This is a genomic window from Aminobacterium thunnarium (assembly GCF_055390565.1).
The window spans coordinates 439945-456004 of record NZ_AP042412.1 but is presented as its reverse complement, the minus strand read 5'-3'; the positions used below and the strand labels follow the sequence as shown (position 1 = coordinate 456004).

The following is a 16060-nucleotide window of genomic DNA, read 5'->3' as shown; positions in this document are numbered from 1 at the left end:
ATAAATTAGGAAATGGCAATAACTGGTTATTATACGTTATTATTCTTCAATATCTCTTCTCATCTGTTCAAATTCTTCTCTTGATATTTCTCCTCGTGCATAACGACGTTTTAAAATATCTAAAGCCGCTTCATGTGTAGATGAAACCAAATGGGGTGTTGGCTCTTTTTTGAAAAGCAAAACGAGCAATATGACAATGCCAACGATAATGATTAGCATCATAAAAATCCCTCCTGGAAATCCAAACATCATTGGATGCCACATACTCCATGGCAGACTCTCTGAATTTGCAAAAGCAAAATATGGAAATACGATACTTAACCCTAAAACCATAAAAAATAACATACGCATTGAAATTTCCCCCCTTTCGTTTCTATTGACAGTCCAAAAGATATAAACATACAATAAAGAAAATTCTTTTTTATTAGGGAGATGATATCATGTCCCGAAATCACTTTCTATTAGTGAGTGTTTTTTTAATAGCCATATATATTTTCTTCCCTTCAGTACATTCTAGTTACGCCCAAACTCTGACCACTGTAGAGATAAACGAATACGAAGGAACAAAGTTAGGCTCAATAAAAGATTTTAGAGAAAATTCAATCAAAGGAATTCAAGAGGTAAATCCAGATACATATACACTCGTTGTGGATGGACTTGTAGAAACCCCCCTTTCTTTTACTTTAGAAGAACTTACGGAGAAACTCCCCCAAGCCAAGAAAGTTATACGTATAGATTGTGTTGAAGGCTGGGCTGTAACATGTTTATGGGAAGGTTTTCTCATAACCGATCTCATCAACCTCAGTGTGCCTAAAAAAGAAAGTAAAATTATTATCTTTCATGCCGTCGACGGGTATACAACGTCGTTACCACTCGAATACATTAAAGAGAAGAATATTATGTTAGCTGATCATATAAATGGAATAGTACTTCCACAGGCGCAAGGATTTCCACTTCAGCTTGTAGCAGAAGATAAGTGGGGATATAAATGGATTCGTTGGATTACGCGCCTTGAGTTATCGGATGACGAAAGGTATAAGGGGTACTGGGAATCTCGAGGATATAGCAATCAAGGAGATATTGATAAATCAATGTTTGGGGATTAACTTATGCTAGAATCCAAAGCATACGAAAAATTTCTGGCAAAGCTTAATAGAATTTTTGCATGGCTTCTTATTCCCGTTCTTTCTATTAATTTTATAAGTGGATATGCAATATTACATCCACGTATTTTTGACTGGATCATAACAAAACCATCAGCCTTTCGCCTACACCTTAATATCCAACCTTTGACCATTGTATTGGTATCTTTCCATGCCTTCTATTACATTAGAATACGTATTCTACAAAAAGGGTTCCCAAAGAGATATGTTGATCTTTTTTTAGGAATTTGTTACGCCATTCTTAATTTCGGAGTTTTTTACTTGCGATTAAGAGGGTGACATTCATTTTATGAATAGTGGAGGGTAATGGCAATGATTAGTTTATTTCAATGGACTGGTCGTATCGCTATTGTTCTGTTAATTATTGCTTGTGTTACTGGCTTGTTCGGAAATGTGCTACGACGATATTTTAAGGGAACCCTTGTTTTTAAAATTCATAAATGGGTCGCACTAAGTGCTCTTTTGTTTGGACTTATTCATGGTCTCATTTACTGGCTATTCTTACAGTAAATAAAAGTGGAAGGAGGGATGAAAATGAAAAGTAAGTTAAACATCCTCTGCATTTTCCTCTCTTTCTTTATATTTAGCTTTGCCGCTCTCGCCCATCCTCCTAAAGACATAAAACTTCAATGGGACCCTTTACAAAAAATTCTCTCTGTTCACATTGAACATGCGGTAGATAATCCAGAAAAACACCACATTAAAATTATAAAAGTAGAAGTCAACGGAAAAACATTCGAAGAAAGGATGTATAAAACTCAAGAGAATTCAAAAATACAAATAGATACTTTCAAAATACCAGACATATCTTCAGGCACAAATATAACCGTTACAGCTGAATGCAACATTTTTGGCACTATGAAAAAAGAAATTGTAATACCATAATAAATAAAAGCAGGGGGAATTATTAAAGATTTGAAACAAGTTATTTCCCTCTGCTTTTATATTCAAATTTCCGCCCTCGCTTTTTATATTTCCCCACAATAGGTGATTTTCTTCACTCTTGCTTTAAAAATATCTTGATGTTAATATTTCTGGCATGCCGGCATGATTCTTAAAAGTTATAAAAATTATTCCATAACAGGAGGGTGCACTACATGTTCTCTAAATCAAAAAAATTTTCATTGTTCTGTGCGCTTTTACTTACGATTGCATCATCGATGCTACTCCCGCTTTCTTCATCTCCAGCACTAGCACAAGAAGTTCCTGTAATTAAAATGGCCTGGGGCTTTGATCTCCATGCAGGCATTTTACTTGTTGCTACAGCACGAGGCGAAAAATTCAAAGATGGCGGAGTTTATCTCAAACCTATCATTGAAAAACAGCAATATGAACTTTATTCTAATGGCGAAAAGATTGCTTTGCTTGAAATGGTTGTTACAAAGGGAAGTTCTGAATCGGCAGTTCTCTTAGGTCAAAAACGACTTGATTGCTGCGTTAATTCAACTACCGGCATGATGTTTGCCTACGATAGAGGAACTAAATTACGCGTCCTCTGCCCTATACATGTAGATGGAATAGCCCTTGTGTTCCCTCCCGAAACAAAGTTTTATGGCTGGGATGCCTTAGAAAAACATATAAAGGATTCGCCTAATCCCGTTCGTCTTGGCTACCACTCCCCAACTAGCGCGCCGCGTGTTGTTCTTGAAACAGCTTTAAAAAAAGGAGGATTAAAGGTTACCGAAGATCCAAACGACTCAACTGCTGATGTTTTACTTGTTGATTTAAAAGGCGATAGAAATATGCTACCAGCTTTCTCTGGAAATTTCGTAGATGGTTGGGTCGGCCCCTCTCACTATCCAGAAACAGCAGAAGCTCAAGGGATAGGGAAAATTGTTTTACACCTCAAAGACTTTCCCCCTGCAGGACAATGGTATGATTTCCCTTGTTGCTCTCTCACTGCAAGAGAAGATTCTATAAAAGAGCATCCCGAAGTGTACCAGGCACTTACTCAGTTATTCCATAACAGTGCTGAATGGTGTACGGCCCATAAAAAAGAAGCAGCAAAAATCAATTCTGAAATTATCGGAATTCCTGTAGAAGCAGCTGAAAATGCAACTATCGTTTACACGACAACTCCTTCAGAAAAATGGATGGATGGAGTCAAACTCTATGTAGATGTTTTAAATGATATGGGCAAGTTCGAAGGAGAAATGAAAGGAAAAAGCTTTGATGAAATAAAAAAGGTTTTCTTTGACTTCAGTTTCATCAATAAAGTTGAATAGAATTTTGACTCGTATCAAGAAGGGGGGAAATTCCCCTCTTCTTGATAGAAATAATTTAGGAGAGATCACCATGAAACAACTCGCATTCAAAACTGGACTTTCTCTAATACTCCCTTTTTCAATTCTTATTCTTTGGGGGTATATGGCAGATATAGTAAACAATCCTATGATCCTTCCAACCTCTCAAGAAGTATTAAAACAATTTATCATGCCCAGTAAAAGCATAATTGGGTTAGGATCTTTATTTACCAATATAGCCGTAAGTCTTATTAGGGTTTTATTAGGATATACTGTAGCTTTGCTAGTAGCGCTTCCTTTGGGAATACTTATGGGATCAAGAGAAAATATATACTATTTTTTTAATACTTTTTTAGGTTTTTTCCGGCCAGTTCCCCCAATAGCATGGGTTCCTCTTATTTTAGCCTGGCTTGGAATGACAAGTTTTGCCACCATCTTTGGGCTTCGACAAGGAACGTGGTATGTTTATTTGAGTAACTTTAAGCTCTCAATGGTCTACATTATCTTCTTAGGAGCTTTTTTTCCTATCATAACGAGTGCAATACATGCCGTAAAAAACGTTCCTAAAACGCTAATAGAGTCAGCTCGTGTGCTCGGCGCCACTAAGTCAGACATTTTTAGGAAGATACTTCTACCTGGAGCTGCTCCTACATTGATGAATGGGATGCGAACAGGACTAGGCGCTGCGTGGGGATGTTTAGTTTCAGCAGAGATGCTACCCGGAAGTCTTTCCGGCGTTGGATATTTAATTACCCATGCTTACGAATTAGCACGAGTAGATATTGTCATTACCGGAATGATCTGCATTGGTGTTATTGGCGCCCTTCTTGATTACGCTTTCAGATATCTTGAAGAAAAAAAATTTTCATGGCAACATACTGCACGTTAACTTAAAAAGGAGGCTGAATTTTCTACCAGCCTCCTTTTCTATTCTAATCAGACAAAACGACAAAATGTGTAACTCGATTGCCGATAATGCTTTTTTCAACAATACTTGATAGCTCATTTCCTGCTTCGAGCGAAGTAATAACTGTTCGACCAATAATCAACCTTCCCTCTTTTTCTTCAACCAAAGTACGTATCCCCCATAAATTATGTAAAAAAACGGGTTTGTCATGATATGTTCCTATATACAACATAATATGCCCTGGCAAAGCTGCTAAAGTTAAAAAAGGTTTCCCTTGCGAAAGTACCGTTTTTTCCTTTTCGATAAGAGGAAGGCCTTTCACGTCGACAGAAATTCCTTGTGAAGCTTGGGCTTTCGAATTTCTTGGTAACCATAAGCCAAACACTGCAAAAAAATCCTGCGTCGTGGCGCTACAATCTCGCCTATTATTACCCCCACCCCAACCGTAAGGTTCATGCATAAATTGTGAAGCAATATAAGCTGCATTCCATTTTGTGAAATCTAAAGGCTTTGGAGTAATGCAACAATCAGAAAGAATGATCTTTTTAAAAAAAACATTACTATCCAATCCTCGAACTGGAATAAGTACTTCATATGAAGCTTGAAGAGGAAAATGTTTAACTATGGGTAAAATTGTTCCTATTTTTGCTTTGGCATAAAAATGTTTCTCATTATCCAGAAGAGGAAGGTTATCTTTTATCACTACGCCCATCGGATATTCTCTCCACATTTTTATCTGGTCTTCTGTTATCCATGCGATACGACGAGTATCTATCCATCCAGAAACTGCGTGACTATCAACAAAAGCCCATGCTCCATCTTCAGAAAGATGAGAGACAAAAAGAGGATCTCCTGGTTTCACCGTTGTATTCTGTCCATAATCAAAGGGATATCCTTCGCCTGCCTTTTCAAAGTCAAAGAAGACTGGCTCATTTGACGGGAAAGCTCGAAGATTTGCCTCTTCCACTACTATAACCTTCTTGTTTTGGCTTCCAAAATGCTCTATTTGGGCGTTTTCCTTTTGCTTTTCATACCAACCATATAATCTCAAACATCTATTTTCTCCATATGTTTTTTGATATGGGAACCATTTAAAAGGCCACAGTAAAGAATCAAGGCCCCGAGAAGGCTCACTTTGAGACCACGGAGAAAAGTAATGTTTATTATATTGATTATCCATATTTTTTTGTGCTTCAACATTCAAAATTCGATCCGAATAATCTCCGGTTATGTAATAAAAGCAATTCTGACTTAAAGAGACGATATCTTTTATTTCTTCTTCATCCTTTTGATACGCCCAGGAAACCGATTTAAAACATAGGCTAAAAAACAACAGGCAAAATAAAAAAACGTACATTTTAAAATTACTTTTTCTACTTAAGGTCAGGATTGATCACCCTCTTCTCCGCTCTTTATTTATGATTTCATATTCCTCATTTGACATTTATCTTCTGCAATGATATAAGTGTTTAAAATTTCAGACAGGTTGGAGGCAACTTTAATGTCTTTAGTTATTATATCCTCTTCCAACTGCTTTTTTGAGTATTATTACGCCGGCGAGGGACCCCTCTGGAGGGCCAGCGCTTAGGCGTTGATGGCCTTTACAGGGCCGGGTTCCCGTTACTAGGGGATCCGGCCCTTTTTTTATTCTTTGAAATTAAAAATGAACGCGAAAGGTGGAAATTAATATGTTTCAAGTTGATAAATCAACATTGATCGGTCTTCAAAAAATAGTACGTCAAGTCTGGAATACTCACGGTCTTTATAGAAAGAAAATGGAACAATGTGGAATTTTCCCAGAGGACATTCATTCAATTGATGATTTTAAAAAGTTACCTTTTACTACAAAACAAGATCTGAGGGATAGCTACCCTCTCGGACTTCTCGCCTGTTCACAAAATCAGGTTGTTAGACTTCACGCTTCCTCTGGAACAACAGGCAAACCTACATTTGTTCCTTACACACAAAGAGATATCAATGATTGGAAAGAATGTATGGCAGAATGTTTAAAAACAGCTGGGGTTACATCTGATGATGTATTTCAAATCATTCTTGGGTACGGCCTTTTTACTGGAGCTCTCGGATTTCATTACGGGGCAGAAAAAATTGGAGCTATGGTTATTCCATCTGGAGGAGGTTTTACAGATCGCCAACTTCTTTTAATGGAAGACGCGCAAACAACTGTTTTTACAAGCACGCCCTCATATGCTCTATACCTCGCTGAGAAAATTGTTAAGCATAACTTGCGTTCTAGACTGAATCTTCGTCTTGCTATTCTTGGTGGAGAAGCCTGGACTGAAGATATGGGACATCAAATAGAAGAAATGCTAGGAATCACTGTTATCAATTCATATGGTCTTTCTGAAATTATGGGACCTGGGGTAGCTATGGAGTGCAATGCAAAAAATGGAATGCACTTTAACCATAATCACTTTTTTATGGAAACAATAGATGCAGAAAGCGCACAACCTTTAGCCGGCGGGGAGTTTGGAGAGCTTGTTATCACGACAATTAATAAAGAAGCTTTTCCACTTATTCGTTACAGAACTCGAGACCTGACATCTCTTATTACAGAACCTTGCAGTTGTGGCCGTCAAGGAAAACGAATTGCAAGAGTTGCCGGACGTAATGACGATATGCTCATAATACGGGGTGTCAACGTTTTCCCATCCCAAGTAGAAGCTGCCCTCGCTTCTGTAAAAGGACTTTCTCTGCACTACCATCTAGAGGTACGCCATCACAAAGATATGCCAGAACTTACGGTAGTCTGCGAATCTGCCAAACTTCTATCTGAATCTGGAAGAGAACAACTCAAGGCAAAGACATCACATCATTTAAAAGAGAAACTCGGCATTCGAATTAACGTTCAGATTGCTGACCCTGAAACTCTCGTTAGAAACGAAGGGAAAGCTTGCCGCGTAATGCATGTAGCTTAAAAAAGGCCAACCGATAGGTCTAAAAGGGAGGAATATATAATGTCTGAGAAAAAGGTACATCAGGAAAAAACAAGAATGAACGAAAACCTTTACGACCCCAAGCAAAACGAATTTGATTTTGAAGGGCTTTCTTTCGCCTACAAAGAGGCACGAAATCATGAACGAAGATAGCGACTATTTCTATTGCTGGCCGCCCGAAAAAGGAATTTGTAGTTGTCTTTTTCGAGCGGCCTTTATTTTTTCATTTCATACTTATTTAGTGTCAATCCGCTAATGAAACTCCCAAATCAAAAGCTTCTTGAAGGGCGTCACTATTTTTCGACGTTGGAGTATTTCCAGAGCACGCTTCCAGCACCCCGTAAAAATTCATGCCTAACCAATCACAAATGTCTGTATACATCTTTTCTACAAGTTCTGGGCCAAGGTTAGGTTTCTCTCCACCATAAGTCATTATCAAAACTACCTTTTTATTTTTTAGTCTGTCGTAATTAATGGCATAGAGTCGATCCATAAAAAGTTTCATCTGAGCAGAAATTGTCCACCAATAGACAGGAGTAGCAAAAACGAGAACATCTGCATCGTACACTTTAGAATAGAGTTGTTGCATATCATCGTCAATTACACAAAGCACCTCCGGGTTTTCGCGACAAGAATTACATGCGGTACAAGGAGCAATGTTACAAGAGTGTAAAAAAACAGTCTCACTTTCGACATTATGAGTAGCTGCACCTTCCAGAAATTTCTCTAAAAGTGACGCCGTGTTCCCTTTTTTGTTGGGACTGCCAAGTAACGCGAGTATCTTCATAAGTACTACCTCCCGGTAAATAGGTTAGTTATGCATCTTGACAGAATACTGCTTCTATTGCTAGAGTAACTATATGAAAAATTACGCTGATTATCTCACATGTACAAATACAATAACAATGTTCTGGTGGTGGCGCAGATAGCGCCGCCGCAGATTTTACCTGTATTTTTAGGGCTGCGGGGCCAAACCGCAGCCCTTTTTCTTTAATTTTAATTCAACGTAAAGAAAAAGGGTTTCTCTCCATAAGCGAGGGAAACCCTTTTTTTATTCAAACTAAAAAATACAAGGAGGAAATACTCATGACTACAAAGGGGAAAAAAGGATATTTTGGAGAATACGGAGGAAGTTTTGTACCTCAAGCACTACAGATCCGCCTTGATGAACTGGAAAAGGCTTACGATGAAGCAAAAAGCGACCCCTCTTTTAAAGAGGAATTTATGAGCCTTCTCAAAGAATACGTTGGCAGGCCTTCTGCTCTTACAGAATGTAAGAATATTTCTCACTATTTTGGTGGCGGACGTCTCTTCCTTAAGCGCGAAGACTTAAACCATACCGGTGCTCATAAAATTAATAACGCCATAGGACAAGCACTCCTCGCAAAAAGAATGGGCAAAACGGAACTCATAGCTGAAACAGGTGCAGGCATGCATGGAACAGCAAGTGCCACCGTAGCAGCATTAATGGGTATGAAATGCACCGTCTACATGGGTGCTCTTGACGTTGCAAGACAGGCACCTAATGTAGCTCGAATGAAAGTTCTGGGAACAGAAGTAATTGCTGTTGAAGACGGACAAAAAGCATTAAAAGAAGCTGTCGATGCAGCACTAAAAGCCTTTGCTGAAAATCCGGAAACCTTTTACCTTTTAGGGTCCGCTGTCGGCCCCCATCCCTATCCAACTATCGTTCGCGATTTTCAGAGTATTATTGGCAAAGAAGCTCGCTCTCAATTTATTGAACGTGAACAAAATCTGCCCGATTACGCTGTAGCTTGTGTAGGTGGAGGAAGTAACGCCATTGGCCTTTTCGCTGGTTTCCTAAACGATCGGGAAGTAAAAATCGTAGGAGTAGAACCTGCAGGGAAAGGCTTGGCTACAGGAGAACATGCAGCCACACTCTCAGCTGGACACCCCAGTGTCATTCATGGCTTTAAAAGCTATGTTCTTTCGGATGATCAGGGAGAACCCGCAGAAGTTTACTCTATCTCCGCAGGATTGGACTATCCCGGAGTAGGGCCAGAGCATGCATATTTAAAAGATAGCGGTCGTGTATCTTATACATCAGTAACAGATCAGGAAGCAATAAATGCCTTTAAACTTCTCTCTAGAAAAGAAGGGATTATTCCTGCTCTTGAAAGTTCACATGCTCTCGCATATGCTTTTAAATTACTTCCTACTCTTTCAAAAGATCAAACTGTGCTCGTTAACCTCTCAGGCAGAGGTGATAAAGATATGGATACTATACTTCCTCTCATCGAGTGAAAGTGAGGGAAGCGACATACAGTAAGAGTACGTCGCTTCCCTCTTTATTAGTTTATAGAAGAAGCTAATGAACGTAACCAACGCAACATATAGAGAAATAATCTGCTTCTATACTGTTCTGGCAAAGTAATTATTCTAAACCAACGAGAGATACATTCATCAGTATGTATTTCTGCGAGATGTCCCTCAAGTAACTCTTTCTCAACAGCTAGTTTTGAGAGACAACTCATGCCCATTCCTGCTTCTACAACTCTCTTAATCGCTTCAGTATGACCTATCTCCTGCACATGGTGAAAACTTAAATTTTTACGTGAAAGAACCGCTTCAAACGTACTCAGTGTTCCAGAACCCCTTTCTCGTAACACCCATGGTTCTTCCTGCATTTCTTGCATAGGAACAAATTTTCTGCAAGCAAAAGGATGTTCAGGAGAAGCTATAATCACCAATTCATCTTTTACCCACTCTTCCTCTTCTATATCTCTTTGTGCCACAAGTCCTTCTACCAGCCCGATATCCAAAACGCCCTCGGAAAGAAGATCGGCTATCTCTCGCGTGTTTCCTACATTCAAACTAATTTTTACCAACGGATGTTCATCACAAAACTGTTTTAAACGAGTGGGGAAAAAATAATTACCAATAGTCGTACTACAGCCAATTTTAAGTTCCCCCATCAGATTTTCTTTATCGTTGTTGGCAACATCCATAAAATCTTTCATCAGGGCCAGAATATATTCTGCCTTGGGAAGCAGAAACCGTCCTCTATCATTTAAAGATAACCCTCTCCCTACTCTATAAAAAACAGAACCACCTAAAATTTCTTCAAACTCTCTCAGAGCCATGCTCGCTGCTGACTGACTAATATATAGATTTTTTGCTGCCTTCGTCATACTTTCACTTTTTGCTACTGAAACAAAAATTTCAAGTTGCCTGAGAGTCACAGAATCCATAAGAAACTCCCCTATCTATCAATTTTATTGATAGAAAATATCATAATTATAAGCTGGAATCAATAATCAATTCAAACTATAGTGTTGAGACATCAATTTGAAATATAAAGGAGCTATCGTTATTATGTTAATTCTTCAATCACCATTCTTTTGGATTATCTTGGGAATATTTCTCTCACTAGTCTCGCATTCTCCTGCTCTTGCTCTGTGTGTCGGAAGCATTATTGCTCTGACCTGTGGAAATCCATTGAAACAACTCACAGGAAAACTTGCGAAATACTTATTACAAGTTGCGGTGATTCTTTTCGGCTTTGGCTTACATCTTCGTGTTATTCTTAAGGTAGGTTATACATCTCTTGGCATTACGTTCCTTAGCATTACAACAACAATGCTCTTGGGATGGCTATTCGGAAAGCTTTACAAAGTCGAAAGGGATACTTCTTTTCTCATAAGCAGTGGAACTGCTATTTGCGGAGGCAGCGCCATAGCCGCGATGTCTTCTGCCATTGGAGCGTCCCAAGGTCAAACAGCAGTTGCAATGGCTGTTGTGTTTCTTCTTAATGGTGTCGCTCTTTTAGTCTTTCCGTATGCTGGACATCTTATGAATTTATCCCAAACAGATTTCGGTATTTGGGCAGCACTTGCTATTCATGACACAAGTAGTGTTGTAGGAGCTTCTGCTATTTATGGAGCTCAAGCCTTAGCTATTGGAACAACAATTAAACTAACTCGTGCTCTTTGGATTCTTCCCCTTTCATTCATTGCCACGAAACTTAATAGAAGCAAAAACAAGGCAACCATTCCTTGGTTTCTCTTTGGTTTTCTTCTGGCAGCACTCGTACGGTCGCTTCTTCCTCATATGGAAGAAAGTTGGAATATCCTTGCTATATGTGGAAAAAAACTTATGGTAGGAACACTTTTTTTTGTAGGTGCAGGCTTAACAAGGGAAGAATTGCATAAAATTGGCAAAGGGGCTTTATTAAAAGCTGTAACTTTGTGGGTTACTATTTCTATACTTTCACTTACAATTATAAAAATGGGATTTGTCCACCTTAATATATAAAAACCGGGTCTTTATTGACCCGGTTCAAAAATCTCTCTTATAACTTTTGAGCTTGCCCTACCATCATACTCAGCAAAATCATAACTAAAAAACTTGTCAGAACGAGCAGCATAGACATAAAAATCACCTCTTATACTCTACATAAACACTATACTTAATACCATACAGGGTACAGGCACTTATGTCAATGCTTTTTTTCAAATTCATTAATAATTTGATACAACTCTTGCGTCAAGATTCGTTGACTCCTTTCTTTTATTTCCTGAGGAACAGGCCACACAGCTTCTGCCATTGATCCTGCCATACAGGCCTGTGTATCGGTATCCCCACCTAAAGAAACTGCTAAACGAACAGCATCTTCATAACTATTTGCTTCCAAAAATGCAATTATGGCTTCTGGAACAGAGCCCTGGCATGTTACATTAAATGTGTATGTAGCTTTTATATCTATAATTTTTCGACTTAGATCGTAACCAAACATGCGCTCTAGGTTTAAACGAATAGATTCTTTATTTTCACCATACCGTGCCATATAAATGGCTGCAGCAACAGCCTGAGCCCCTTTAATGCCTTCTGGATGACTATGGGTTATAGCGGCACTCTCTTGAGCTAGTTTTAAAACGATATCAATATCGTCAGAAACCCAGGCTACGGGACTAACACGCATAGCTGAGCCATTACCAAAACTATCAATAACAATAGAAGGATCACCATATCGCAGCCATTCCCTGAAACGTCCCCCATAACCTGCATGTGGATATTTTCTTCCCCATTTCATATATGCTCTCGAAAAATCTTTCCTATTTGCTTCTGTACCTTTTTCTAAAAGAGCCTCGGCCGTAGCGATCGTTAGAACTGTATCGTCTGTAAAACAAGATTTTCTATTAAAAAGTTCAAAGTTATAATTTTTTGTAGGACTCCACTCATAAATTGATCCTATAATGTCTCCAGCTACAGCTCCAATCAAGAATATTTCCTCCTTTTTTTAATTCATAACACTTCATTTTACCCTTTATAATCCTCGTCTTTCACTCCAATGGAAAAATAAAAGTGCACTTAAAACAAATATAGTAATAACAACCCAGTGATTCACTCCAAGTATTTGAGGAAGGGTAATCTTTCCCAAATTGCCCCACGTCAAAAGAGTACGCTCCATAAAAGGAAATGTTTCTGCATATAAAGCTGCTCCTACCAACATTCCTAAGATGCCCCAAAATGCATCAAGACGCCCTTCTCCTAATGCTCCCATAGCAGTTCCCGGGCAATATCCCAACAATCCCCAACCAATGCCGAAGAAAATACCTCCTGGAATAACCCCTCCAAGAATAGTAGGTTTTATCGATAGTTTCACCATATTGAGATCTAAAAGGAAGTATGTGCCAATCATTGCCACAACAATTGTAGAGAGCATAAATTTAAGAATGGTGAAGTCGAGCAGTCGAAGAGCCCCAAGCTGTTTATCGTAACGAATTACTTCAGACTTTTGAAGCAAAATACCGAAGATAATTCCTGTTACAAGTCCGAAAATAAGATCGGGTTTCATCCACTACTCCCCCTTCCCGTAAAGAATACGAGCAACAATCATGCCTGCCCCAAAGAAACAAACAAGAGCTATCAAACCACTTACTGCTAACTGAAGCGAACCGCTCAGTCCGTGTCCACTCGGTCAGCCATCGGCAAGTCGTGCCCCAAACATGGCAATTACTCCACCTATAAAAGCCGTTACTGCCCGAGGAAAAATGCGTACGCCAAAACGATCTTCCCAAGAATCAGGTGTCAACTGAATTCTGAACGTTCCAGAAATAAAAGAACTCATAAGAGCCCCTAAAAAAATACCTACAATAAACATAAGTTGCCAATCTATCTTGGGAGCATACTTCACAAGATACGCAACTTTCAGAAAATGCTCAGAGGCAAATACTTTTTCTACAAACCCTGTAGAACGAACGAAAGAAGTAGAGGCTCCGAAATACTTCCCAGTCAACCACGTAGAAACAACAGACAAAACGCCTGCTAAACTACCTGCTATATACGGGTTCATTGGTCTTATTCTTTGCCGCATTACTTTTCCTCCTTTCTCTGTCCTCATTGCATTAATACATTATAGTTTAAAAATAAAAAATTGTTCAATCATTATTTTAAAATGGCATAAAGAAAATTTCATCTTTTTATGTTAATCTTAAAAAGGTAAATTAAAAGTTTCGGAGGTTTATCATGCGTGCAGCTCTCGTGGGCTTTGGAGGCGTCGGAAAAGCTTTTGTTGAACTTTTAATTAAAAAGAAAAATTTCTTAAACAGCATTGGATTGACGCTTACTCTTAAGTCAGTAATAAAAAGTAAAGAAGGTATTTACAATCCTTCTGGAATAAACCTCGAGTGTCTTCTTGAACATGTAAATAACGGAAGTGCACTCGAAGATTTTCCTGCAGAAGGGACAAAAGAAGAAACTTTTGAAAGCCTTATTGCCAGACGCGATGTAGACCTGCTCATAGAAGTAACCCCAACCAACAATCTTACTGGAGAACCTGGGCTAACTCACATAAAAAGAGCTCTTCAGAGAAGCATTCATGTTGTAACAGCAAATAAAGGACCAGTCTTGCTCGCTTATAAAGAATTAAATGCTCTAGCTGCACAAAATTACGTTCAATTTGGAGTAGGATGCACCACAGGAGGGGCTTTGCCCACTATTTACGCTGGGTGTATCGACCTTGCCGGAGCAAAGATTTTATCTATAGAAGGAATTTTGAATGGCACTAGTAATTATATTTTAAGTGAAATGCAAGAAAGAAACTGCACCTATGACGAGGCTCTTGCTCATGCCCAAGAAATGGGTATAGCAGAAACAGATCCATCTCTTGATGTAGAGGGCTGGGACACGGCTACAAAGCTTGTTATTCTTACAAATATTCTTATGTGTAAGGAGTACAAATTAAAAGATGTTAGTGTAGAAGGAATAACGAAGGTTTCATTTAAAGATATAGATAATGCACGCCAAGAAGGAAAGCGCCTCAAACTTATAGGCAAAACACTAGGAGGATGTTCAGATCTTTCACTGAGTGTAAAAGTTGAGGCTCTGAATTCTGACCATCCCCTCTATAACGTAAATGGAACAAATAAAGCTGTTTGTTACAAGACTGATAGTCTTGGTGATTTAACACTCATAGGTGGTGCCTCTGGAACTATTCCTGCAGCTGCATCTATTCTTCGAGATATTATAAATATCCATAAAGGATATCAATTTGCACATTAAAAACATCAGGACGAAATGATTGCCCCGTCCTGATGTTTTTGAGTGGTTCGTCAGCTACTCAAGGTGAAACATGGCTTCTTCTATTCTATCGAGGCCTTCTCGTATTGTTTCTAGAGATTTAGCAAAAACAAAACGTACATACCCTTCATAGCCAAAGGCTACACCAGGAACAACTGCAACATGTGCCGCATTGAGGAAAAATTTAGCCACATCTCGATCGTTTTCTATTTTTTCACCCTGAAAACATTTTCCAAACATTTTTTTTACATTGGCAAAGATATAAAAAGCTCCATCAGGATTAACACATGATAACCCTTCGATAGAGTTTATTCTGCTTACAATATAATCCTTACGTTCTGCATATTTCTCAACCATAAAATCAATGTCGTTTTGCGGGCCAGAAAGCGCTTCCACAACAGCTTTTTGAGCTATAGAATTAACATTTCCAGTAAGATGTCCCTGAAGAGAGTTCATTCCCTTTATAATCTCTTTTGGACCAGCTGCGTATCCTACTCGCCAACCAGTCATTGCATATGTTTTTGAAACGCTATTAACGAGAACACACCAAGGTCGATACTTCTTATCCAAAGAAGCAGGGCTTGTATGTTCAGTCCCGTTATATAACAAATATTCGTAAACTTCGTCTGTGACAACAAATGTTCCTCTTGCAATGAGAAAATCCATTATTTTCCTCATCTCTTTTTCTTCAAAGACAGCTCCCGTAGGATTACACGGAGAATTAAGCACAAAAACTTTAACTTTGGGGTTCCAAACTTTTTTTACCTCTTCCAGACAAGGTCGAAATTTGTTTTCTTCCCGTGTCGGCATAAAGACAGGACGAGCACCAGTAAGCCGTATTTGATCTACATAACTTACGTAACAAGGGGTGGGAATTATCACTTCATCTCCTGGGTCACATAACGTCGCAAAAGCTTCATAAAGAAGTTGTTTGCCACCATTTCCAACAAGAATTTCGTTCACGTCGTAGTCAAGATTATTTCGACGTTTTAGTTTTTCTACCACGGCTTCACGAAGTTCCCAAATTCCTGGAACATCTGTATATTTTGTGAAACCTTCATCAATAGCTTTGATTGCAGCTTTTTTTATATAATCTGGAGTATCAAAATCTGGTTCACCTTGAGCAAAACTAATAATATCTATACCCTTACGTTTAAGACTATTGGCCAAAAAAGACGTCTCTTCCGTAGGTGATGGTTTAATTCCAGAGACAAGATTTGATAAAACTTTGCGTGCCATAAGTTTACCCTC

General features: G+C 38.7%; 18 protein-coding genes. 10 read left to right on the top strand and 8 right to left on the bottom strand.

Features of this window, described 5'->3' with window-relative positions:
* Nucleotides 1–39: 39 nt before the first annotated feature.
* On the bottom strand, nucleotides 40–351 hold the full coding sequence (locus ACZ5GY_RS02210; protein WP_213699702.1) for an SHOCT domain-containing protein: 312 nt from the start codon (nucleotides 349–351) through the stop codon (nucleotides 40–42).
* Nucleotides 352–464: 113 nt separating this feature from the next.
* Here ACZ5GY_RS02210 and ACZ5GY_RS02205 point away from each other — a divergent pair, with 113 nt between their 5' ends.
* The 5 genes from ACZ5GY_RS02205 to ACZ5GY_RS02185 all read left to right on the top strand — a co-directional run bounded on the left by ACZ5GY_RS02205 (nucleotide 465) and on the right by ACZ5GY_RS02185 (nucleotide 4295).
* The gene (locus ACZ5GY_RS02205; RefSeq protein WP_464111951.1) at nucleotides 465–1106 is read left to right on the top strand and encodes a molybdopterin-dependent oxidoreductase; all 642 of its coding nucleotides are present in this window, start codon (nucleotides 465–467) and stop codon (nucleotides 1104–1106) included.
* A gap of 369 nt (nucleotides 1107–1475) precedes the next feature.
* Nucleotides 1476–1673, top strand: a complete 198-nt coding sequence (locus tag ACZ5GY_RS02200; protein WP_323402050.1) for a hypothetical protein — start codon at nucleotides 1476–1478, stop codon at nucleotides 1671–1673.
* Nucleotides 1674–1697: 24 nt separating this feature from the next.
* Nucleotides 1698–2048: a hypothetical protein gene (locus ACZ5GY_RS02195; RefSeq protein ID WP_464111950.1), complete on the top strand. Its 351-nt coding sequence runs from the start codon at nucleotides 1698–1700 to the stop codon at nucleotides 2046–2048.
* 212 nt (nucleotides 2049–2260) lie between these two features.
* Complete coding sequence (locus ACZ5GY_RS02190; protein WP_213691920.1) at nucleotides 2261–3388, top strand: ABC transporter substrate-binding protein; 1128 nt, start codon at nucleotides 2261–2263, stop codon at nucleotides 3386–3388.
* A 70-nt stretch (nucleotides 3389–3458) separates the two neighbouring features.
* Entirely contained in the window at nucleotides 3459–4295 is an 837-nt protein-coding gene (locus ACZ5GY_RS02185; RefSeq protein WP_213691921.1) for an ABC transporter permease, read from the top strand.
* A gap of 43 nt (nucleotides 4296–4338) precedes the next feature.
* Here ACZ5GY_RS02185 and ACZ5GY_RS02180 read toward each other — a convergent pair whose 3' ends face one another.
* Nucleotides 4339–5670, bottom strand: a complete 1332-nt coding sequence (locus ACZ5GY_RS02180; protein WP_464111949.1) for an SH3 domain-containing protein — start codon at nucleotides 5668–5670, stop codon at nucleotides 4339–4341.
* Between the two features lie 331 nt (nucleotides 5671–6001).
* On the opposite strand from ACZ5GY_RS02180, the gene ACZ5GY_RS02175 reads away from it, so the two are divergent.
* Both ACZ5GY_RS02175 and ACZ5GY_RS02170 read left to right on the top strand, forming a co-directional pair.
* Nucleotides 6002–7249 (top strand): phenylacetate--CoA ligase family protein, encoded by a 1248-nt coding sequence (locus ACZ5GY_RS02175; RefSeq protein WP_464111948.1) that lies wholly within the window; start codon nucleotides 6002–6004, stop codon nucleotides 7247–7249.
* Nucleotides 7250–7288: 39 nt separating this feature from the next.
* A complete protein-coding gene (locus ACZ5GY_RS02170; protein WP_307879514.1) occupies nucleotides 7289–7420 on the top strand; it encodes a hypothetical protein in 132 nt (43 codons plus the stop codon).
* 91 nt (nucleotides 7421–7511) lie between these two features.
* Here ACZ5GY_RS02170 and ACZ5GY_RS02165 read toward each other — a convergent pair whose 3' ends face one another.
* Complete coding sequence (locus tag ACZ5GY_RS02165; RefSeq protein WP_213699691.1) at nucleotides 7512–8054, bottom strand: flavodoxin family protein; 543 nt, start codon at nucleotides 8052–8054, stop codon at nucleotides 7512–7514.
* Nucleotides 8055–8353: 299 nt separating this feature from the next.
* On the opposite strand from ACZ5GY_RS02165, the gene trpB reads away from it, so the two are divergent.
* On the top strand, nucleotides 8354–9532 hold the full coding sequence (trpB, locus tag ACZ5GY_RS02160; protein ID WP_213695321.1) for a tryptophan synthase subunit beta: 1179 nt from the start codon (nucleotides 8354–8356) through the stop codon (nucleotides 9530–9532).
* Between the two features lie 47 nt (nucleotides 9533–9579).
* Here trpB and ACZ5GY_RS02155 read toward each other — a convergent pair whose 3' ends face one another.
* A complete protein-coding gene (locus ACZ5GY_RS02155) occupies nucleotides 9580–10479 on the bottom strand; it encodes a LysR family transcriptional regulator (protein WP_213699692.1) in 900 nt (299 codons plus the stop codon).
* 124 nt (nucleotides 10480–10603) lie between these two features.
* Here ACZ5GY_RS02155 and ACZ5GY_RS02150 point away from each other — a divergent pair, with 124 nt between their 5' ends.
* Entirely contained in the window at nucleotides 10604–11542 is a 939-nt protein-coding gene (locus ACZ5GY_RS02150) for a YeiH family protein (protein ID WP_213699693.1), read from the top strand.
* Nucleotides 11543–11726: 184 nt separating this feature from the next.
* Here ACZ5GY_RS02150 and ACZ5GY_RS02145 read toward each other — a convergent pair whose 3' ends face one another.
* The 3 genes from ACZ5GY_RS02145 to ACZ5GY_RS02135 are packed head-to-tail and all read right to left on the bottom strand — an operon-like array spanning nucleotide 11727 to nucleotide 13604.
* Complete coding sequence (locus ACZ5GY_RS02145; RefSeq protein WP_213691162.1) at nucleotides 11727–12509, bottom strand: ADP-ribosylglycohydrolase family protein; 783 nt, start codon at nucleotides 12507–12509, stop codon at nucleotides 11727–11729.
* A gap of 45 nt (nucleotides 12510–12554) precedes the next feature.
* A complete protein-coding gene (locus ACZ5GY_RS02140) occupies nucleotides 12555–13085 on the bottom strand; it encodes a DUF6691 family protein (protein WP_213695324.1) in 531 nt (176 codons plus the stop codon).
* 3 nt (nucleotides 13086–13088) lie between these two features.
* Entirely contained in the window at nucleotides 13089–13604 is a 516-nt protein-coding gene (locus ACZ5GY_RS02135; protein WP_213691164.1) for a YeeE/YedE thiosulfate transporter family protein, read from the bottom strand.
* A 152-nt stretch (nucleotides 13605–13756) separates the two neighbouring features.
* Here ACZ5GY_RS02135 and ACZ5GY_RS02130 point away from each other — a divergent pair, with 152 nt between their 5' ends.
* Nucleotides 13757–14791 carry a homoserine dehydrogenase gene (locus tag ACZ5GY_RS02130; protein WP_213691165.1) on the top strand — a complete coding sequence of 345 codons (1035 nt, stop codon included), beginning with the start codon at nucleotides 13757–13759 and terminating at the stop codon, nucleotides 14789–14791.
* Between the two features lie 54 nt (nucleotides 14792–14845).
* Here ACZ5GY_RS02130 and ACZ5GY_RS02125 read toward each other — a convergent pair whose 3' ends face one another.
* Nucleotides 14846–16048, bottom strand: coding sequence for a pyridoxal phosphate-dependent aminotransferase (locus ACZ5GY_RS02125; protein WP_213691166.1), 1203 nt, complete (start codon nucleotides 16046–16048; stop codon nucleotides 14846–14848).
* Nucleotides 16049–16060 lie beyond the last annotated feature (12 nt).